The organism is Streptomyces sp. RLB3-17 (assembly GCF_007113425.2).
GTDB classification, from domain to species: domain Bacteria; phylum Actinomycetota; class Actinomycetes; order Streptomycetales; family Streptomycetaceae; genus Streptomyces; species Streptomyces mirabilis_D.
The window spans coordinates 8679719-8700416 of sequence record NZ_CP041610.2 but is presented as its reverse complement, the minus strand read 5'-3'; the positions used below and the strand labels follow the sequence as shown (position 1 = coordinate 8700416).

Genomic DNA, 20698 nt, shown 5'->3' with positions numbered 1-20698 from the left:
CGGCAGGGCTCGGAGGCAACGGCGGATGACGTCCAGTTTCAGCACCATTCGGACCGGCCGCGGTGAGACGGACGAGGCGGGTGAGACCGGTAGGTGCCGCATGCCCATGGGCCTCGACATCGTCGTCTCGGGCGCGGCGCCCGCGGAGCTGCCCGGGGCGGGCCGGCCCTACCCGGCCCGGCGGGCACACCGGTTGGTCGCCCGGGACAGCGGCGAGTACCTCTTCGTAGGTATGAGGGGCGCGGCGGGCGTACGAGGTGCGGCGGGCTTGCGAGGCGGGAGCGACGTACGAGGCGGACGCGAGGCACGCGGCGGGAGCGGCGCGCTGGGTCCGCGGCGGCCCGAGGACGTCTTCCTCGGGCCGGGAGACATCTGCTTCTACGACGCCAACGGTCCGGCGACGCTCGACTTCCCCGAGCGTTTCCGCATGAAGGTGTTCCTCGTGCCGTACGAGTCGCTCGGGCTCGACGCGGCCGATGTGGCCCGGCTCGCGGGGACGCCGGTACCCCGTGTGTCCCGGCTGGGCAGCCTGCTGTCGCCGTTCCTGTCGGAACTCGCCGACACGGCCTCCTCGTCCCGGCCGCCGGTCGGCGAGCTGCTCGCCTGGAACGCCGTGAACGTGCTGGCCACCCTCGCCACCGAGCGGCTGGGCCGGGACGCCACCGCGACGCCCGACGCCCGGACACCGCTGAGGGCCCGGATCCTGGAGTTCATCGACCTGCATCTGACCGACGAGGACCTGTCCCCCGAGACGATCGCCGGGGCCCATCACATCTCGGCGCGCTATCTGCACCGGCTCTTCCAGGACGAGGGCACCACGGTCGGCCGGTGGATCCAGCGGCGCCGGCTCGAGGAGTGCCGCCGGGACCTGATGATCCGGGCCAGGGGCGGTCGGACCATCGCGGCGGTGGCCAACCGCTGGGGGTTCATGAGCGCCACCCACTTCAGCCGGGTCTTCCGGGCCGCGTACGGCATGTCGCCCAGCGAATGGCGGGACACCGTCGGCCGCGCCACGCCCACCGCTGAGACCGTCGACGCGTTGGGCGCTGTGAGTTCAACGGCCGTGCGCTGACGGACCACTCACGCCCGCACCGCGCCTCTAGCGTGACTGCGAGGCCGGAGCATCGCCCGGCCTCGCACCCAGGAACGACGCTTCAGGAGATTCCCATGTCCGACGCCGTAGAGCCGGTCAAGCCCGTACTGGAACCGGCCGCCGCCGCTTTCGCGGAGGCCACCGCCAATCCGCCGTACCTGTTCGACCTCGCCCCTGCGGAGGGTCGCAAGGCCGTCGACGAGGTGCAGTCCGGCGAGATCGAGATGCCGAACATCGACGAGGAGTGGGTCACCGTCTCGGGCGGTCCGACGGGCAGCGTCCGGGCCCGGATCGTCAAGCCCGCCGGTGTCACCGGCACCCTCCCGGTGATCCTCTACATCCACGGCGCGGGCTGGGTGTTCGGCAACGCCCACACCCACGACCGCCTGGTCCGCGAACTGGCCGTGGGCGCCGAGGCCGCGGTGGTCTTCCCCGAGTACGACCTCTCGCCCGAGGCCCGCTACCCGGTCGCCATCGAGCAGAACTACACGGTCGCCCAGTGGGTCGTGCAGCAGGGCGCGTCCAAGGGCCTGGACGGCAGCCGCCTCGCGGTGGCCGGCGACTCCGTCGGCGGCAACATGACCGCCGCGCTGACCCTGATGGCCAAGGAGCGCGGCGATGTCCCGCTGCTCCAGCAGGTCCTGTTCTACCCGGTCACCGACGCGAACTTCGACACCGGCTCCTACCACCAGTTCGCGGAGGGCTACTTCCTGCGCCGCGACGGCATGCAGTGGTTCTGGGACCAGTACACGACCGACGAGGCCGACCGCGCCCAGATCACCGCCTCCCCGCTGCGCGCCACCACCGAGCAGCTCACCGGCCTGCCCCCGGCCCTGGTCATCACCGGCGAGGCCGACGTCCTGCGCGACGAGGGCGAGGCCTACGCGGGCAAGCTGCGTACGGCCGGAGTGCCCGTCACCGCCGTGCGCTTCCAGGGCATCATCCACGACTTCGTGATGCTCAACGCCCTGCGCGGCACCCACGCCGCCGAGGCCGCGCTGACGATGGCCACCCGCACGCTGCACACCGCGCTGCACGCGGGCTGACCGGGTCCACCAGACCGACAAGGAGAAACAGTCATGTCCGGGAACACCACTCCCACCGCCCTGCTCGTGCACGGTGCCTTCGCCGACGCCGCCAGCTGGTCCGGCGTCATCGCGGAACTGCAGAACCACGGCATTCCCGTCGTCGCGCCGCCGAACCCGCTGCGCTCTCTCGCCTCCGACGCCGCGTACATCGCCTCGGTGGCCGCGCAGATCGACGGCCCCGTCGTGCTGGTCGGCCACTCCTACGGCGGCGCGGTCATCACCGTCGCGGGCACCGCGGAGAACGTGGTCGGCCTGGTCTTCGTCGCGGCGTACGTCCTCGAGGAGGGCGAGAGCCTGGGCGAGTTGCAGGGCCGCTTCCCCGACTCGCCGCTGGGCAGCAGCCTGAAGCAGGCCACGTATCCGGTCGAGGGCGGTGACCCGGCCGTCGAGGTCACCATCGTCCCCGAGGCGTTCCCGGCCGTCTTCGCCGCGGACGTCCCCGCCGACGTCACCAAGGTGCTGGCGGTCGCCCAGCGTCCGCTCGCCGCCGGGGCGTTCACGGAGACGGCCACCGCCGCCGCGTGGAAGACCAGGCCGTCCTGGGCCCTGGTCGCCGCCGCGGACCAGGCGATCAACCCCGAGGTCGAGCGCTTCGGCGCGAAGCGTGCGGGAGCGACGATCCTGGAGGTCGAGGGCGCCTCGCACGCCGTCGCGGTGTCCCGGCCGAAGGTGGTCGCCGAGCTGATCCGCGACGCGGTCCGCGCGACCGGCTGAACGACCGGCCGAGCGAGCCGACGGCGGCCGGGTGGAGGTACTCCTCCGTGGTCACGGGAGCGCGGGCGGGAGGGGGAGCCGGATCGTGAACGTCGTCGAACCGGGGCGGCTGGTCACCTCGATGGTGCCGCCGTGTGCCCGGACCAGTGAGCGGGCGACCGCGAGGCCCAGCCCGCTGCCGCCGCGGTCGCGGCTGCGGGCCTTGTCGACGCGGTAGAACCGGTCGAAGACCCGTTCCTGGTCGGCGGCCGGTATCCCGGGCCCGGAGTCGCAGACCCGCACGACCGCCGTGCCGGACGAGCCGACGCGCACCGCCTGCCCCGCCCCCGTGGCCGACACCTCCAGGCGCACCTTCGTCCCCGCCGGGGTGTGCATGGCGGCGTTGGTGAGCAGGTTGTCGAGGACCTGCCGGATCCGCAGGGGGTCCAGGCGCAGGCGCACCGGGTCCGGACCGGCCGTCACGGACAGCACGTGCTCCCCTCGTCCGGCGCGGAAGGCGTCCGCGGCCTCCCGCGCCAGCTCCGTCAGGTCCGCGTCCTCCAGCCGCAGCGGTGTCTCCACCTCGGCGGCGTCCAGGCGGGCGAGGAGGAGCAGGTCGTCGAGGAGTACGCCCATCCTGGCGGCCTCGGCGCGCAGCCGGGCCAGGTGCTTCTCGCGTTCCCCGGGCTCGTTGGCGGCGGCGTACTGGAAGAGGTCCGCGTAGCCGCGTACCGACATCAGGGGCGTACGCAGCTCGTGCGAGGCGTCCGCGACGAACCGGCGCAGTCGCTGCTCGGCCTCGGTACGGACGGCGAGCGCGTCGTCGATGTGCTCCAGCATGGTGTTGAACGCCGTGCGCAGTTCCTCGACCTCGGGTCCACCGCGCCCGCCCCCGGCCCGCACCTCCAGCCCCGCCGAGCCGGTGAGGTTGTGCGAGGTGATGCCGCGGGCGGTGTGGGCCATGTCGCTGAAGGGCTTCAGCCCGCGCCGCAGTACCGTCCGGCCGATCACGACGAGCCCGAGCAGGGCGAGCGCGAAGGTGACGACCTGGACCGTGATCAGCTGCCGCACGGTGGCCTGCATGTCCTGCATGGGCGCCGCGGTGACGAGGACGACGCCGGGTTCGACCTCGCAGGCACGCAGCTTGTACGTGCCCTCCCCCGCGATGTGCGCGGTGCGCAGCAGGTGCGCGTCACCTCCGTCCGGCAACGCCTGGGCGACGGCGGTGAGTTCGGCGGTGTCGGCGGGGACGTCGGCGGGCTTGCGCAGGACCGCCGTACGGCCCCGGACGTCGTACACGGCGGTGAACCAGCCGTAGTAGGGGCGCCGCTGGACGATGCCGTGCGCCTGGGCGTCCTTGGACTGGGTGACCTGGACGAGCTTCATCTGCTCGCCGAGCTGACGCTCCAGGTACTCCTTCATGTACGTCGTCAGGGCCGTGCCGACGACGGCGAACACGACGAGGGACAGCACGCCGATGCCGAGGGCCAGCCGGGTGCCCAGGCGTGTGCGGCGGTAGGCGCCCCGCAGACGGCGCAACGCGCCGCCGGTCCCGGGGCCGCTCACTCGGCGACCTGCCGCACCACGTACCCGACGCCGCGCACGGTGTGGATGAGCGACTCGCCGCTGTCGGTCGCATTGTTGCCGTCGAGCTTGCGGCGCAGTCGGCTGACGACGAGTTCCACCACGTTGGAGCGGCCACCGAAGCCGTACTCCCACACGTGGTCGAGGATCTGGGCCTTGGTGAGGACGGTCGGCGACTTGCGCATGAGGTAGCGCAGGACCTCGTACTCGGTCGGGGTGAGGGTGAGCAGCCGGTCGGCGCGCCGCACCTCACGGGTGTCCTCGTCCATCGTCAGGTCGGCGACCTGGAGCACGGAGCGCTGGAAGCCGGGGCCCGCGGCGCGGCGCAGGACGGTCCGCAGCCGCGCCATGAGCTCTTCCACGGCGAACGGCTTGACGAGGTAGTCGTCGCCGCCTCGGGTGAGGCCCGCGACCCGGTCCGCGACGCCGTCGCGGGCGGTGAGGAAGACGACGGGCACCATCGTCCCGGACTGCCGCAGCCGGTCGAGGACGGCGAATCCGTCGAGGCCGGGCAGCATCAGGTCGAGCACCACGATGTCGGGGTGGAACTCGGCGGCCCGGCGCAGCGCGTCCTCACCGGAGTACGCGGTCATCGCCTCCCAGCCCTCGTAGCGGGCGACCGTCGCGACGAGGTCGGCGATGGGAGGGTCGTCGTCCACGACCAGGAGGCGCACTTTTTCCACCCGCTCATAGTGCGTGACGTGGCCGCCGACGCCATAGCCGCCGGCGTCTCTGATCCACATCGATAAACACTTGAAAGTTGAGCGACAGGAAAACGACAGCTCCCACCGGGCAGGCTCGGTGTCCCCACACCCGAACGAGGAGCTGCTCTCCGTGACCACTGTCGAACGTGTCCAGCCGCCCCCGACGGCGATACGCCCGAAGGTGGTGGCCCGCACCGGGCTGTACGCCCTGCTGGCCGCGAACGCGGCCGTCGTGACCGTGTTCTTCCTCCAGGCCGGGCCCGGCCCGGACACCCTGATCATGCTCGGCCGGCTGGCGGGCCTGTACGGGGCGCTCCTGATGGCCTTCCAACTGCTGCTGGTCGCCCGCCTGCCGTGGCTCGACCACCGGATCGGCATGGACCGGCTGACCTCCTGGCACCGCTGGGTCGGTTTCGGCCTGCTGTGGACGCTGCTGTCGCACGCGCTGTTCATCACCCTCGGCTATGCGGGTGCGGCGTCGGCGTCCTTCTGGGACGAGCTGGTGGAGCTGGCCACGACGACCGAGGGTGTGCTGCGGGCGATCGTCGCGCTGGCCCTGATCCTCGTGATCGGCGGGGTGTCGGCCCGCTTCGCGCGGCGCCGGCTGGCCTACGAGACCTGGCACTTCATCCACCTCTACACGTATGTCGCGGTGGTGCTGGCCTTCACGCACCAGGTCGCGGTGGGCACCACCTTCACCACCTCGTCCGCGGCCACCGCCTACTGGTGGGGCCTGTGGGGTGTGGCGCTCGGTTCGGTGTTCCTGGGCCGGGTGGTCCTGCCGGTGTGGCGGAACCTGCGCCACCGGCTACGGGTCTCGGCCGTCGTCCCCGAGTCCGACAACGTCGTCTCGATCTACGTCACCGGGCGCGACCTCGACCTGTTGCCCGCGCGGGCGGGGCAGTTCTTCCTGTGGCGGTTCTTGACCAAGGACCGCTGGTGGCAGGCGAACCCGTTCTCCCTGTCGGCCGCCCCGGACGGCAACCGGCTGCGGCTGACCGCGAAGACGGCCGGCGAGGGCACCGCGGCCCTGCGGCATCTGAAGGTGGGCACGCGGGTCTTCGCCGAGGGCCCCTACGGCGCCTTCACCACTCTGCACCGCACCCGCTCGGAGACCCTGCTCGTCGCGGGCGGCGTGGGCATCACCCCGATCCGGGCCCTGCTGGAGGACCTCCACGACCATGTCGTGCTCATCTACCGGGTGGCCACGGACCGGGACGCGGTGCTCCTCGACGAGCTGCGGGAGCTCGCGCAGGCCAAGGGCGCCGAGCTGCACGTGGTGACCGGACCGGCCACACCGGACAAGCTGGCGCCGCGCGAGCTCGCGCGGCTCGTGCCGGACGTCGCCGAACGGGACGTCTTCGTGTGCGGGCCGCCCGCCATGACGCGCGCGGTGCTGCGCACCCTGCGCGACCTGGGTGTGCCCAAGCCGCAGATCCACTTCGAGCGTTTCAGCCTGGCGGGATGAGAGGGACACCGTGAAACGAGCACTGCCTGTAGTGGCCCTGTCCATCGCCGGTCTGATCCCGCTGTGGCGCTACGCACCGTCGAGCGGTACGACGACGACCACCGAGGTCGCCGCGCCCGCCTCGACTCCGTCTTCATCGTCATCATCGTCGTCTTCGTCGTCTTCGTCTTCGTCGTCGTCTTCGTCTTCGTCGTCGTCTTCGTCGTCGTCTTCGTCTTCGTCTTCGTCGTCCGCGTCGTCCTCGGCCGCGGCCTCCCGAGTCGTCCAGGGCTCCACCGTCAACACCTCCAAGGGCGCCGTGCAGGTGGAGGTGACCTTCGAGGGCGACAGGATCAGTTCGGTACGGATGCTCCAGCAGCCGAACCACCCGCAGACCACGGCGGCCGTACCGAAGCTGATCCAGGAGACGCTCCAGGCACAGAGCGCCGACATCGACGCGGTGTCCGGCGCCACGATCACCAGCGACGGATACGTCACGTCGCTGCAGGCCGCCCTCGACGCGAAGGGATAGCGGGATGCGGCGCGTCGAACAGGTCATGGGGTTCCCGGTCTCGCTGCGGATCGACGACGAGAGCGCGTCCGAGGAGACCGCGGACCCCGTGTTCGCCTGGCTGCGCGAGGTCGACGCCCGCTTCAGCCCGTTCCGTGCGGACAGCGAGGTGTCCCGGCTCGACCGGGGTGAGCTCACCCCCCACGAGCTCAGCCCGGACCTGACCGAGGTCCTCGACCTGTGCGAGGAGTACCGGGTCGCGACCGGCGGCGCGTTCGACGTGCGGCTGCCGGGCCGCGGCCTGGACCCCTGCGCGATGGTGAAGGGCTGGTCGGTGCAGCGGGCCGCCAACCTCCTCAGCGGTCCGGGGACTTCCCGGTTCTGCCTGAACGCCGGTGGTGACGTGGTGGCCGCGGGCGGTCCCTGGCGGGTGGGCGTACGCCATCCCGAGCGGGCCGACCAACTGTGCACGGTGCTGGAGATCACCGACGGCGCGGTGGCGACCTCCGCGCGCTACGAACGCGGGGACCACATCCTCGACGGGCGCACCGGCCGCCCTGCCACCGGGCTGCTCAGCGTCACCGTCGTGGCGCCGTCCCTGACCGAGGCGGACGCGACGGCGACGGCGGCGTTCGCGATGGGCGCGGAGGGCGTGGAGTGGGCCGCGTCGCGCGAGGGGTGCGAGGTGTTCGCGGTCGACGCCGAACGCAGGGTCCTGCGTACGGCGGGGCTCCCTGTGGCCGGATGACCACCCCTGGGACTTCCGCGCCAAGATCGAGCCGAACGTCACCGACCTGGCCGACTCGCAGTTCGGGGTGAGGGGCGGACTCGCCGGGACCGGGACCGTCTCCCTCGAACTTCGCCGACACGGCCTCCGGTGTCTCGTTCGAGTCGTACAGCGGCGCCGGCCGCCACCTCCGGCACTACGACCGCCTGCTCCACACCCGGCCCGCCGACACGACGCTCGCCAGGGCGGACGCGACGTTCTACGCCGAGTGACCCGCCCCGCCACCTTTGGATCCAGCCACGGCCCGGCCGCTCCCGCGGCCGGGCCGTGCTGTTGAAATGAGCCAACTTACCGACGAGTACGAATCGTGGCCATTCACCCTCAAGTGCCGAAATCCCACCCTTCCACCCAACGTGAATTTTGATTATGAAGAGGGGAACTAATAAAAGTTTCAATTTACAGCGGGGGAAACAGTTCGTTTCCGCAAGATCGAAGTGGACCCCCTGTTCGACACTGCGTCAGCAGGCATTGCCGCAGGCCGAATCGGGGGCGCGGAGCCGACCGACCAGCGGTCACCGACCCCCTCAACTCCTCGGAACAAGGCCTCTGTTGCCAGCTCGCATCTGGCTCGGCGGCGGCTGTGTCGACCGTGTTACGTCCGGTAATGGCAGCCTCCTTGAGAGTTTGACTTTCACGGGGATGCGCAATAAGCATGAGCGTGCTTCACATCAGCTGACGGCTTGTTGTGAAGCGCAAGCGCTCTCCGCTCTCCCCCACCAATCCTCACCCTCGTGCGATTTGGAGCGTTCGCGTGCCTGTGTCGAAGTTCGATACTTCCGGCCTGTTTGCCGTAGAGGACATCGTCATCGCCCTGAACCCGTTCGCCGTCCCCTCGGCTCGGGTCACGGCGGCCGCCGTACGGGCGGGCGGTCTCGGGGTGCTCGACCTCACCGCGGGTGGGCGCCGGGCGGCGGCGGAACTCGCGTCGGCCGAGGAATGGTCGGCCGCCGGTTTCGGCGTACGGCTCCGCGACAACGATGCCTTTCCCGCGCGGGACCTCCCCGCCTGTGTCCACACCGTCCTGCTGACCGCCGACGCCTCCTGCACGCCCGCGGACTTCCCCAGCCACCGCGTACTCGTCGAGGTGACCGGCCGCGCCCAGGCGTTACGGGCCGCCGCGGCCGGGGCACACGGGCTGATCGCCCGGGGCCATGAGGCGGGCGGTCCCGTGGGTGAACTGAGCACCTTCGTACTGCTCCAACAGCTCCTCGACGACGACGAGTTGGACCTTCCGGTCTGGGCCTGCGGCGGCGCGGGCCCGCACACCGCGGCGGCCGTCGTCGCGGGCGGTGGCGCCGGTGTCGTCCTGGACACCCAGCTCGCCCTGCTCGCCGAGGCCGAGGCCGAACTGCCCGCCGGGACCTCCGCGCTGCTCGCCGGGCTCGACGGCTCCGAGACCACCGTGCAGGACGGCCGCCGAGTCGTACGGCGCCGGGGTGCCCAGGCGGGCACGCCCGCCCCCGAGGTCGGTCAGGACGGCTTTCTCGCCGCCCGCTTCCAGGAGCGCTGGGGCACCGTCCACGCGGCGGTGCGGGGCGTACGGGACGCCGTCCTCGACGCGTTGAAGAGCGCGGGTCCCGGTCTCGACCCGGCGAAGAACGCGGGTGTCTCGCTCGGCCCCGACGGCTCGGGCACCCGCCCCTTCGGGAGCGAACTGCCCGTCGCCCAGGGGCCGATGACCCGGGTGAGCGACCAGGCCGCGTTCGCCGCCGAGGTGAGCGGCCACGGCGGGCTGCCCTTCATCGCGCTCGCGCTGTCCGGCGCCGACCAGACCCGCGCCGTACTGGAGCAGACCAGGGAGGCGCTCGGCGACGCGCCCTGGGGCGTCGGCGTCCTCGGCTTCGCCGCCGAGGAGATCAAGGCCGCCCAGCTGGAGGTCGTACGGGAGATCCGCCCGTCCCACGCGATCATCGCGGGCGGGCGTCCCGCGCAGGCCGCCGCGCTGGAGGAGGTGGGCATCTCCACCTTCCTGCACGTGCCGTCGCCGGGGCTGCTGAAGCAGTTCCTGGAAGCGGGCGCGCGCAAGTTCGTCTTCGAGGGCGCCGAGTGCGGCGGCCATGTCGGGCCGCGCAACAGCTTCCCGCTGTGGGAGGCGCAGCTCGGCGTGCTCGACGACTTCCTGGCGGGCGCGAAGAACGGCACCGCCACCGAACTCCAGCTGTTCTTCGCGGGCGGGGTGCACGACGAGCGCTCCGCCGCCATGGTCACCGCGCTCGCCGCGCCGCTGAGCGCGCGGGGTGCCGCCGTGGGCGTGCTGATGGGCACGGCGTACCTGTTCACCGAGGAGGCCGTGAGCGCGGGCGCGGTGCTGCCCCTGTTCCAGCGGCAGGTGATCGACGCCGAGCGCACCGACCTCCTGGAGACCGCTCCCGGACACGCCACCCGCTGTGTCCACAGCGCGTTCACCGACGAGTTCGCGGCGGTCAAGGAGGACCTGGCCGCCCGCGGGACACCCGGCCGCGAGGCCTGGGAGCAGTTGGAGCGGCTCAACGTGGGGCGGCTGCGGCTGGCCAGCAAGGGCATCGAACGGGTCGACGGCGGGCTGAGCGCGGTCGGCGAGGACAGACAGCTCGCCGAGGGCATGTTCATGGCCGGCGAGGTCGCCGTGCTGCGCTCCGCCGTCACCACCGTCGCCGAGCTGCACGCCTCGGTCACCAGCGGCGCGGCCGGCTTCCTCGCGGCGCGGCGGGAGGCCCTCGGCATCGGGGAACCCGCCGCCGAACCCTCCCCCGAACCGCTGGACATCGCGATCGTCGGCATGGCCTGCATGTTCCCCGGCGCCCCCGACCTCGCCACCTTCTGGGCGAACGTGCTGGCGGGCGAGGACGCCGTCACCGAGGTGCCCGCGACCCGCTGGGACGCCGAGCTCTACCACGACCCGCGGGGCGCCGGGGAGAAGACCCCGTCCCGCTGGGGCGGCTTCCTGCCCGAGATCCCCTTCGAGCCGCTGCGGTACGGCATCCCGCCCGCCTCGCTGCCCGCCATCGAGCCGGTGCAGCTGCTCGCCCTGGAGGCGGCGCGCCGCGCCCTGGAGGACTCCGGCTACGGCAGCCGGTCCTTCGACCGGACCCGCGCGTCGGTCGTGTTCGGCGCGGAGGCGGGCAGCGACCTGTCCAACGCGATGACCCTGCGCTCCGTCCTGCCCGCCTACCTGGGCAGCCTGCCGCCCGCGCTGGACGAACAACTGCCCAAGCTCACCGAGGACTCCTTCCCCGGCATCCTCGCCAACGTCATCGCGGGCCGGATCGCCAACCGCCTCGACCTCGGCGGCGCCAACTACACCGTGGACGCCGCCTGCGCCTCCTCCCTCACCGCCGTCGACGTGGCGTGCAAGGAGCTGGCGAGCGGGACGAGCGACCTGGTGCTGTGCGGCGGCGCCGACCTGCACAACGGCATCAACGACTACCTGCTCTTCGCCTCCGCGCACGCCCTCTCGCCCTCCGGCCGCTCCGCGCCCTTCGACAGCGCGGCCGACGGCATCGCGCTCGGCGAGGGCGTCGGCTGTGTCGTCCTCAAGCGGCTCGCGGACGCCGAGCGGGACGGCGACCGGGTGTACGCGGTGATCAAGGGCGTCGGCAGCGCCAGTGACGGCCGGGCGCTCGGGCTGACCGCGCCCCGGCCCGAGGGCCAGTACAACGCGCTGACCCGGGCCTACCGCAACGCCGGCATCTCGCCCGCCGAGGTCGGGCTCGTCGAGGCGCACGGCACCGGCACCGTCGTCGGTGACCGCACCGAACTCGGCTCTCTCACCCGGGTGTTCGAGGAGGCCGGGGCTCCGCCCGGCGCGTGCGCGCTCGGCTCGGTCAAGTCGCAGATCGGGCACACCAAGTGCGCGGCCGGACTCGCCGGACTGATCAAGACCTCGCTCGCCCTGCACACCGGTGTCAAGCCGCCGACCCTGCACCTCACCGAGCCGAACCCGGCCTGGGACGCGCAGAGCAGCCCGTTCGCCTTCCACACCGAGGCCCGCCCCTGGTCCGCCGCCCCGGCCGAACGGGTGGCCGGCGTCAGCGCCTTCGGTTTCGGCGGCACCAACTTCCACGTCGTCCTGCGGGCCCACGGGGACGGGCCGCCGCCGGTCACCTCGGCCCAGCACTGGCCCGCCGAGCTCTTCACGTTCCGGGGCGCGGACCGGGCGGCGGCGGTACGGGCCGCCTGCGAACTGCTCGCCCTCGTGGAGGCGGATCCCGGCGCCTACGAGCCGTGGCGGCTGCGGGACTTCGCGCTCGCGGCGTCCCGGCGCGCGGAGGCCGCCACCACCCGGAGCACGACGGGCACGGCGAGCACCGCGAGCACCCGTGGCGCGCGGACCTGGATCGCTTTCGTCGCCGGGTCCACCGAGGAGCTGACGGCGCTGCTGCGTCGCGCGATCGCCGGTGAACACGCCCCGAAGGAAGGCCTGTTCGCCGCCGACGAGGACGAGACGGGTGACGTGGCACTGCTCTTTCCCGGGCAGGGCAGCCAGCGCCCCGGGATGTTCGCCGAACTCTTCGTCGCCTTCCCCGAACTCCAGCGCCACCTGCGGCTCGACGAGACGACGGCCCGGGTTCTGTTCCCGCCGACCGCCTTCGACGAGACGGGCCGCAAGGAGCAGCAGGAGCGCATCACCGACACCACCGTCGCGCAGCCCGCGCTCGGTCTGACCGGGCTCGCCGCGTTCCAGCTCCTGACCAGGGCGGGAGTGCGTCCGGCGATGGCCGCGGGCCACAGCTACGGAGAACTGGCCGCGCTGGCCGCGGCGGGCGCCCTCACCCCGGACGCGCTGCTGCGCATCAGCCGCGAACGCGCCGCCGCCATCCTGCGCGCCACCGGCGAGGGCGACCCCGGCACCATGGCCGCCGTCGCCGCGGGCGAACCGGAGGTCGCGGCGGCCCTCACCGCCGCCGGCCTGGCCGACTCGGTGGTGACGGCCAACCGCAACTCGCCCCGTCAGACGGTCATTTCGGGTCCCACCGAGGACGTCCTCAGCGCCGTCGAGCGACTGCGCGCGCAGGGGCTCGGCGCCAAGCGCATCCCGGTCGCCTGCGCGTTCCACAGCCCGCTGGTCGCGGCGGCCGGCGAGACCTTCGCCGCGGTGCTCGCCGAAGTCCCCCTCGCCCCCACCGACTTCCCGGTCTGGTCGAACCGTACGGCCACCCGCTACCCGCGGGGCCCCGAGGAGATCCGGGCCGAACTCGCCGCGCAGATCGGCTCCCCGGTCCGGTTCGCCGACCAGATCGAGGCGATGTACGAGGCCGGGGCCCGCGTCTTCGTCGAGGCCGGACCCGGCTCGGTGCTGACCCGGCTGGTGGGTGCGGTCCTCGGCGACCGGCCGCACCGCACGGTCGCCCTGGAGGAGGGCCGACGTGCCGGTCTCGCCGGGTTCCTCGCCGCGCTCGCCCAACTGGCCGTCGCCGGTGCGGACATCAGGACCGCGTGGCTCTTCCAGGGCCGGGACGCGGTCCCCGCCGACGCCCGCGCCCCACGTCCCAGGCGCGCCGCGTGGACGGTCGACGGCCATCTGATCCGTACGGCGGACGGCGTGATCCCCGCCGCCGCACTCCACCCCGCCGAGCGTGTCCCGGAGGCCCTCGTGACCCACAGCAGCCCGGTCGGACCGGTGGCGGCGGCCACCGGGTCCGAGGCCCTGATCAGCGAGTTCCTGCGCACGAGCCGGGAGATGATCGCGGCGCAGCGGGATGTGATGCTGGGGTACCTGGGAGCGGATCCGGGGATACGTCCCGCGGCCCCCGCCCCGATCACGTACACCGACGCTCCGGTCACGGTGACCGCGCTGCCCGCCGACACCTCGGTGACGGTGACCGCACTGCCCGCCGCCGCGCCGGTCGCGGTGGCCGCACCGGCCGGCGGCTCGGTGCTGTCGGTCGTGCTCGAGGTGATCGGCGAGCGCACCGGCTACCCGGTCGACATGATCGAACCGGACCTCGACCTAGAAGCCGACCTCAGCGTCGACTCCATCAAGAGAGCCGAGATAGCCGGCGAACTCGCCACCCGCCTCGGCCTCACCACGACCGGCGACACCGACCTCGAAGAACTGACCAAGGCCCGTACCGCCGCCGCGATCACCGCGCTGATCGAGCGGGTGACCGGCTCGAAAGACACCCCGGCGCCCGTTTCCGCACCCGCCGCAGGGCCCGCCCCGACCGCCGAATCCGTCCTCGCCGTCGTCCTCGACGTGATCGGCGAACGTACCGGCTACCCGGTCGACATGATCGAACCGGACCTCGACCTAGAAGCCGACCTCAGCGTCGACTCCATCAAGAGAGCCGAGATAGCCGGCGAACTCGCCACCCGCCTCGGCCTCACCACGACCGGCGACACCGATGTCGAAGAACTGACCAAGGCCCGTACCGCCGCGAGCATCGCCGCCCTGGTGGCGGGCGCCCGGGGTGAGGCGGCCGAACCCGCGGGCCCGGAAGCCGGGCCGGCCGCCCCCGAACCCGTCGTCGTGGCGCCCAAGCGTCTCGTGATGCGGGAGTTCGACCTCGCCCCCGCCGATCCGGCGCCCTCCAGTGACCTGCTGATCGGTCGCAGTTTCCTGCTGCTCGGCTCCGGACCGGTCGCCGAGGCGCTGACCGCCCGCCTGACCGTGCACGGCGCCCATGCGGTGACCGCCGAAGAACCCCCGGCCGAGGGAGAGTTCGACGGGCTCGTGCACCTCGTCGCGCCGGACGCCCCGCCCGTCCTGCCGGACGTCTTCCCCGCCTACCAGCGGGTGCTGGCGGGCAACCCGCGCTGGGTGCTGGCCGCGGGCGCCTCCGCCGGGCTGCGCGGCTTCTTCCGCTCCCTCGCGCGGGAGTATCCCGACACGGTCGCCCGGGTCGTCGAGCACGCGCCCGGCACCGCGCCCGAGGACATCGCCGCGGAGCTGGTCGCCGAACTCACCGCGCCCGACCACGAGCCGGTCGTCCTGCGCTCCCCCGGCACACGGCGCGGACTGCGCATGGCCGAGGAGGGGCTCGGTCTGCTCGGCAGCACGGGCGCGGGGCCGGCCGGGGACGGTGCCGCCGAGGCCGCCGCGCTCGGCCTGGACGCCGACTCGGTCGTCCTGCTGGTGGGCGGCGCCCGGGGGATCACCGCACGGTTCGCCGCGACCCTGGCCGCCGCGAGCCGCTGCCGGATCGAACTGTTCGGCCGCACGGCCCTGCCCGAGGGCGCGGAGGACCCCGCGCTCGCCGCCGCGGGCACCGCCGGTGAACTGCGGAGCGCGCTCATCGCGGGCGGGCTGCGCGTCCCCGCCGAGATCGAGCGGGCGATCGGCCGGATCCAGGCCGAACGCGAGGTGCGCGCCACCCTGCGCACACTCGCCGCGCTCGGCTCCGAGGTCCGCTACCGCACCGTGGACGCGCTGGACGGCGACGCCGTGCGCCGGGCGGTGAAGGAGATCCACGCCGAGCACGGGGGGATCGACGGCGTCGTGTACGCGGCGGGCGTGATCGAGGACAAGCTGATCGCCGAGAAGAGACCGCGGTCCTACGATCGGGTGTTCCGTACGAAGGTCGACGGGGCGCGCGAACTACTGTCCGCGCTGGGCGAGTTGCCGGACGGGGAAGGCCCCCGGTTCGCCGTGCTGTTCGGCAGCATCGCCGCGGCCCTAGGCAACCGCGGACAGTCCGACTACGCCGCCGCCAACGACGCCCTGGAGACCCTCGGCGCCCGCTGGGCGGGCTCCGGTACCGGCCGCCGCGGACTGACCGTCCACTGGGGTCCGTGGGCGCCGACCGGCGACGGCAACCACGGCATGGTCACCCCCGAGCTGATGCGGCACTACGCGGGCCGCGGTATCCAGCTCATCGACCCCGACGAGGGCACCATGAGCCTGCTGCGCGAGCTGGCCTGGGGACCCGAGGGCGACACCGCCGTCGTCTACACCGCGTCGGGCTGGTGACCGAGGTGACCGGCCCCCGCGCCGAACCCATCGCCATCGTCGGCATGTCGGTGCTCTTCCCGGGCGCCCCCGACCTCGCCACGTACTGGCACAACCTGGTCTCCGGTGTCGACGCCATCACCGAGGTGCCGCCCGGCCGCTGGGACGCCGAGGAGTACTACGCGCCCGGCGGCGAGGCCCGCGCCGACCGGGTCTACTGCCGGCGCGGCGGTTTCGTGGACGAGCTGGCCGAGGTGGACGTCACCGAGTTCGGGATCATGCCGGCCGCGGTCCCGGCCACCGAGCCCGACCAGCTGATCGCGCTGCGGGTGGCCGCGGCGGCCCTCGCCGACGCGGGCGGCCAGGGCCGGCTGCCCGCCGACCGGCACCGGGTCGGTGTGGTACTCGGCCGGGGCGGCTATCTCACCCCCGGCCTGGTCCGGCTCGACCAGCGGGTGCGGACCGCGAGCCAGCTCGTGCGCACCCTGGGCGAGCTGCTGCCGGACCTCGGCGCCGACCGACTGGAGGCGGTGCGGCAGGCGTTCACCGACCGGCTCGGACCCGAGGCACCGGAGTCCTCGATCGGTCTCGTGCCCAACCTCGCCGCGTCCCGGCTGGCGGGCCGGCTCGACCTGCGCGGGCCCGCCTACACCGTGGACGCCGCCTGCGCCTCCTCGCTCATCGCCGTCGACCACGCCGTGCGCGAACTCGGCAGCGGACGCTGTGACGTGATGCTGGCGGGCGGGGTGCACCACTGCCACGACATCACCTTCTGGAGCGTGTTCAGCCAACTCGGCGCGCTCTCGCCGAGCGAGCGCATCCGGCCGTTCGACCGGGGCGCGGACGGCGTACTGATCGGTGAGGGCACCGGCGTCGTCGTCCTCAAGCGGCTCGCCGACGCCGAGCGGGACGGCGACCGGATCTACGCCGCGATCACCGGCACCGGCGTCGCCTCCGACGGACGTACGACCAGTCTGATGGCGCCCGACTCCGGCGGCCAGGTCCGCGCGGTCCGCCAGGCCTGGGAAGCCGCCGGGCTCGACCCGTCCGCCCCCGGCTCGATCGGCCTCCTGGAGGCACACGGCACCGCCACCCCGGCGGGCGACGGCACCGAACTCACCACGCTCGCCGAGGTGTTCGGCCCACCGTCGACAGACGCCTCCGTTGACGCGCCGGACGCCGTCATCGGCTCGGTGAAGTCGATGATCGGCCACACCATGCCCGCGGCGGGCGTCGCCGGGCTGATCAAGGCCGCACTCGCCGTCCACCACCAGGTGCTCCCGCCGACCCTGCACTGCGACGACCCGCATCCGGCGCTCGCCCGCACCCGGTTCACCCCCATCGGCACCGCCCTGCCCTGGCGGACCGACGACCGGCAGCCGGTGCGCCGGGCCGCCGTCAACGCCTTCGGGTTCGGCGGCATCAACGCGCACGTCGTGCTCGAAGAGGTCGCGGTCGCGCGGCGGCCGGCCGAGGTGTACGAGCCGGAGCCGGTGCTGCGGCTGACCGCGCCGACGCCTGAAGCGATGGCCGCGCTCCTCGACCGCTCCGACTCCGCGATCATCACCGCCGGTCTCGACGAACGCGCCCCCGCCACCGATCCGGTGCGGATCGCCGTCGTCGGGCCGACGGCCAAGCGCCTCGCGCTGGCCCGCAAGGCGGTCGCCAAGGGGAAGGGGTGGCGTGGCCGGGGCGACGTGTGGTTCGTGCCGCGCCCTCTGCTGGGCCCCGGCGGTGGCAGGCTCGCGTTCGTCTTCCCCGGCCTCGAGGCCGAGTTCGCGCCCAACTCCGAGGACGTCGCTCGGCACTTCGGGCTGCCCTGGTCGCGCGCCGTCACCGACGCCACCGTGGGTGACGTGGGCCGGCAGGGCACCGGCGTCTTCGAGCTCGGCCGGCTCCTCGACACCGCGCTGCGCCGCCTGGGCGTCGTCCCGGACGCGCTCGCCGGGCACAGCCTCGGCGAGTGGACCGCGATGGCCGCCGCCGGAATCCACCCTCCGGAGGAGGTCGACGCCTTCCTCGCCGACTTCGACCCCGACGCGCTGAGCGTCCCCGGGCTGGCCTTCGCCGCGATCGGCGCCCCCTCCGAGGTGGTGCTGAGCGAGCTGGACGGCCGCGGTGACGTGGTCCTCTCCCACGACAACGCGCCCAACCAGTCGATGATCTGCGGCCCCGAGCCCGCCGTCGCCGCACTGGTCGAGGTGTTCAGGGCCCGGGCGGTGATCTCACAGATCCTGCCGTTCCGCTCCGGCTTCCACACACCGATGCTGGAGCCCTACCTCGACCCGATCAGGAAGGCCGCCGAGGCCTACACCCTGCACCCGGCCGCGCTGCCCGTGTGGTCCGCGACGACCGTCGCCCCCTACCCGGACGAACCGGCCGCGATCCGCGAGCTGTTCATCCGCCACCTGTTGGAGCCGGTCCGCTTCCGGCCCCTGGTGGAGACGATGTACGCGGCGGGCTTCCGGGCGTTCGTCCAGCTCGGCGCGGGACAGCTCGGCTCGCTCATCGACGACACCCTGCACGGCCGCGACCACCTCGTGGTCCCCGCGCACTCCCCGCACCGCCCGGGCCTGCCCCAACTCCACCGTGTGGCGAGCGCGTTGTGGGCGGACGGGGCCACGCCGGACCTCGTCCCGCTGCTGGGCGGCGCCTCGACCGTCACACCGGCCCGTACGGTCCGCCGTCCGAGCCGTCCCGTGCGGCTGGACCTCGGCGGCGCGAACGTCTCCCTGGACCCGGAGACCCGCGAGCGGCTGAGCGCCGCGCTGGCCCGGCCGCGGCACACCGCGCCCCAGGAGGCCGACGCCCTGGCGGCACAGGGCCCGCTGGGCGCGGAGTTGTCGGCACTGCTGCGGGACGCGACGGCGCTCGCCTCGGACGTGGTGACGGCGGGGCGACGCGGACGCGGGGCCCCGCCCCTCCCCCGTACGGGCGCCGGGCGCCCGCCCCACCCCCGTACGGGCGGCACGCCTGCGAAGAACGGCGCCGACCTTCGTACGGCCGAGCCCACCACACCCGAACCCCAGCCCCAGCCCCTCGAAGCAACCCTCCACGTCTCCGTCGACACCATGCCGTACCTCCTGGACCACTGCTTCTTCCGGCAGCCCGCCCAGGCCGATCCCGCCGACCGCTGGCCCGTGGTCCCGGGCACGACCGTGATCGCCCATCTCATGGAGTTCGCCGAGCGGGCCGCGCCCGGCCGGCGCGCGGTGGCCGTCCACGACGTACGGCTGCACCAGTGGATCACCGCCACTCCGGCCGTCGACATCCCCGTACGGATCGTCCCCGAGGGTCCGGACAGAGTCACCGCCTCACTCGGCCCGTACGCCCGCGCCGTGGTCGAACTCGCCCAGGATCGGCCCCGGTTCACACCTCCGGAGCCCTGGACCTTTCCCGCCGAGCGGGAGGAGAAGCCCGAGCTGACCGCGGCGGAGCTGTACTCACGCCGCTGGATGTTCCACGGCCCGCGCTTCCAGGGCCTGGCCGAACTGACCGCGGTCGGCGACCGGCACGTACGCGGGGTGCTCGTCACCCCGCCCGCTCCGGGCGCCCTGCTGGACAACGTGGGGCAGCTCCTCGGCTACTGGATCATGGCCCGGCAGCCGGTGCGGACGACGGTGTTCCCGGTCGGCATGAAGGAGATCCGCTTCCACGGCCCGCACCCCGCTCCCGGCGAGCGCCTGGAGTGCCTGATCCGGATCACCTCCGTCACCGACGCCACCCTCGAGGCGGACATGCAGCTGGTCCATCGGGGGCGGGTGTGGGCGGAGTTCAGCGGCTGGCAGGACCGCCGGTTCGACAGCAATCCGCGCATCCGCAAGGTGGACCGGGAGCCCGAGCGGTACACGCTGTCCCGGATGCAGCCCGGCGGCTGGGCGCTGGTCCACGAGGAGTGGCCCGATCTGGCCACCCGCGAGCTGATCATGCGCAACATCCTGGCGGGCGAGGAACGCGAACGGTACGCGGTGCACGCCCCACGCGGCCGGCGGCAGTGGCTGCTCGGCCGGATCGCCGCCAAGGACGCCGTACGGAACGTGATGTGGGACGCCGGGGCGGGCCCCGTCTACCCGGCCGAGGTCAGGGTCGGCAACGATCCGGCCGGCCGCCCCTTCGTGACCGGCGGCTACGGCAGGACCCTGCCCGAACTGCACGTCTCCATCGCCCACCGCGGCGAGACGGCCGTGGCGATGGCCAGGGCCGAGGGACCCTGCGGCATCGACATCGAGGAAGTCACCGACCGCCCCGAGGGCACCCTCGCCGTGGCCCTCACCACCGCCGAACGCGAGCTGCTCACGTCGCTCGTCCATGGCCCGGGGGGAGCCCCCGAACGGCTCTGGTTCACCCGTTTCTGGGCCGCCAAGGAGGCCGTCGCGAAGGCGCGCGGCACCGGACTGGGCGGCGAGCCGAAGCGGTTCGAGATCACCTCGGTCGACGGCGACCGGCTGACCGTCCGCACCGCGGGCGAGGAGTACCGCGTGCGGCACTGTGCGCTGACCACCCCCCGGCCGTCCGCGGGGCCCGACAAGGAGTACGTCGTGGCCTGGACGGCAGTCAACGATCAGGAGAACGAAGATGACCACTGAACTCGACCGTCCCGTGGGCCAGTCGGACAGGGGACAGGCCTCGGCGCCCGACGCGGCGACCGCGCTCGCCGACATCTCGGCCATCCTGCGCACCGTGCTGGAGGAGTACGGGCTCGACGACTCCGAGATCACCCTCGACACCTCCTTCCACGACGACCTGGAGCTGGAGAGCATCGACCTCGTCACCCTCTCCGCCCAACTGCGCGAGTTCTACGGCGAGCGGGTCAACTTCGCCGCGTTCATCGCCGACCGCGGGCTGGAGGAGATCATCGCGCTCACCGTCGGCGACCTCGTCGGCTATGTCGTGGACTCACTGGCCGTCGCGGAGGTGGGCTGAC

General features: G+C 73.1%; 11 protein-coding genes and 1 pseudogene. 10 read left to right on the top strand and 2 right to left on the bottom strand.

Translation table 11 applies throughout. The features are described from left to right. Positions 1-100: 100 nt before the first annotated feature. The 3 genes from FNV62_RS38940 (at position 101) to FNV62_RS38930 (ending at position 2895) form a co-directional block, all read left to right on the top strand. Positions 101-1072 carry a helix-turn-helix domain-containing protein gene (locus FNV62_RS38940; protein WP_205523177.1) on the top strand — a complete coding sequence of 324 codons (972 nt, stop codon included), beginning with the start codon at positions 101-103 and terminating at the stop codon, positions 1070-1072. A gap of 95 nt (positions 1073-1167) precedes the next feature. Continuing rightward, complete coding sequence (locus FNV62_RS38935) at positions 1168-2139, top strand: alpha/beta hydrolase (protein ID WP_054236991.1); 972 nt, start codon at positions 1168-1170, stop codon at positions 2137-2139. Between the two features lie 33 nt (positions 2140-2172). Further along, complete coding sequence (locus FNV62_RS38930) at positions 2173-2895, top strand: alpha/beta fold hydrolase (protein ID WP_054236990.1); 723 nt, start codon at positions 2173-2175, stop codon at positions 2893-2895. 51 nt (positions 2896-2946) lie between these two features. On the opposite strand, the gene FNV62_RS38925 is transcribed toward FNV62_RS38930, so the two are convergent. Both FNV62_RS38925 and FNV62_RS38920 read right to left on the bottom strand, forming a co-directional pair. Then, positions 2947-4440: a sensor histidine kinase gene (locus FNV62_RS38925; RefSeq protein WP_225900519.1), complete on the bottom strand. Its 1494-nt coding sequence runs from the start codon at positions 4438-4440 to the stop codon at positions 2947-2949. Further along, positions 4437-5201 carry a response regulator transcription factor gene (locus tag FNV62_RS38920; RefSeq protein WP_225900518.1) on the bottom strand — a complete coding sequence of 255 codons (765 nt, stop codon included), beginning with the start codon at positions 5199-5201 and terminating at the stop codon, positions 4437-4439. Before FNV62_RS38920 ends, FNV62_RS38925 begins: the two co-directional genes overlap by 4 nt. 91 nt (positions 5202-5292) lie before the next feature. Between FNV62_RS38920 and FNV62_RS38915 the strand changes: the two genes are divergently transcribed. From FNV62_RS38915 to FNV62_RS38885, 7 genes and pseudogenes are all read left to right on the top strand, one after another. Then, positions 5293-6630, top strand: coding sequence for a ferric reductase-like transmembrane domain-containing protein (locus FNV62_RS38915; RefSeq protein WP_143603311.1), 1338 nt, complete (start codon positions 5293-5295; stop codon positions 6628-6630). Positions 6631-6640: 10 nt separating this feature from the next. Next, positions 6641-7141, top strand: a complete 501-nt coding sequence (locus FNV62_RS38910) for an FMN-binding protein (RefSeq protein WP_143628578.1) — start codon at positions 6641-6643, stop codon at positions 7139-7141. Between the two features lie 4 nt (positions 7142-7145). Next, positions 7146-7868 (top strand): FAD:protein FMN transferase, encoded by a 723-nt coding sequence (locus FNV62_RS38905; protein ID WP_143609525.1) that lies wholly within the window; start codon positions 7146-7148, stop codon positions 7866-7868. Between the two features lie 179 nt (positions 7869-8047). Then, a pseudogene (locus FNV62_RS57655) lies at positions 8048-8119 on the top strand (hypothetical protein); the annotation flags it as partial. A gap of 539 nt (positions 8120-8658) precedes the next feature. Further along, positions 8659-15795, top strand: a complete 7137-nt coding sequence (locus FNV62_RS38895; RefSeq protein ID WP_143628575.1) for a type I polyketide synthase — start codon at positions 8659-8661, stop codon at positions 15793-15795. A gap of 44 nt (positions 15796-15839) precedes the next feature. Next, the gene (locus FNV62_RS38890) at positions 15840-20360 is read left to right on the top strand and encodes a type I polyketide synthase (RefSeq protein WP_240361523.1); all 4521 of its coding nucleotides are present in this window, start codon (positions 15840-15842) and stop codon (positions 20358-20360) included. Next, entirely contained in the window at positions 20350-20697 is a 348-nt protein-coding gene (locus tag FNV62_RS38885; protein WP_054236986.1) for an acyl carrier protein, read from the top strand. The genes FNV62_RS38890 and FNV62_RS38885 overlap by 11 nt, the downstream gene beginning before the upstream one ends. Position 20698 lies beyond the last annotated feature (1 nt).

Coding starts and splice junctions, on each gene's coding strand:
- FNV62_RS38940 (WP_205523177.1), top strand. CDS start 101: ATGCCCATGGGCCTCGACATCGTCGTCTCGGGCGCGGCGCCCGCGGAG.
- FNV62_RS38935 (WP_054236991.1), top strand. CDS start 1,168: ATGTCCGACGCCGTAGAGCCGGTCAAGCCCGTACTGGAACCGGCCGCC.
- FNV62_RS38930 (WP_054236990.1), top strand. CDS start 2,173: ATGTCCGGGAACACCACTCCCACCGCCCTGCTCGTGCACGGTGCCTTC.
- FNV62_RS38920 (WP_225900518.1), bottom strand. CDS start 5,201: ATGTGGATCAGAGACGCCGGCGGCTATGGCGTCGGCGGCCACGTCACG.
- FNV62_RS38905 (WP_143609525.1), top strand. CDS start 7,146: ATGCGGCGCGTCGAACAGGTCATGGGGTTCCCGGTCTCGCTGCGGATC.
- FNV62_RS38890 (WP_240361523.1), top strand. CDS start 15,840: ATGTCGGTGCTCTTCCCGGGCGCCCCCGACCTCGCCACGTACTGGCAC.
- FNV62_RS38885 (WP_054236986.1), top strand. CDS start 20,350: ATGACCACTGAACTCGACCGTCCCGTGGGCCAGTCGGACAGGGGACAG.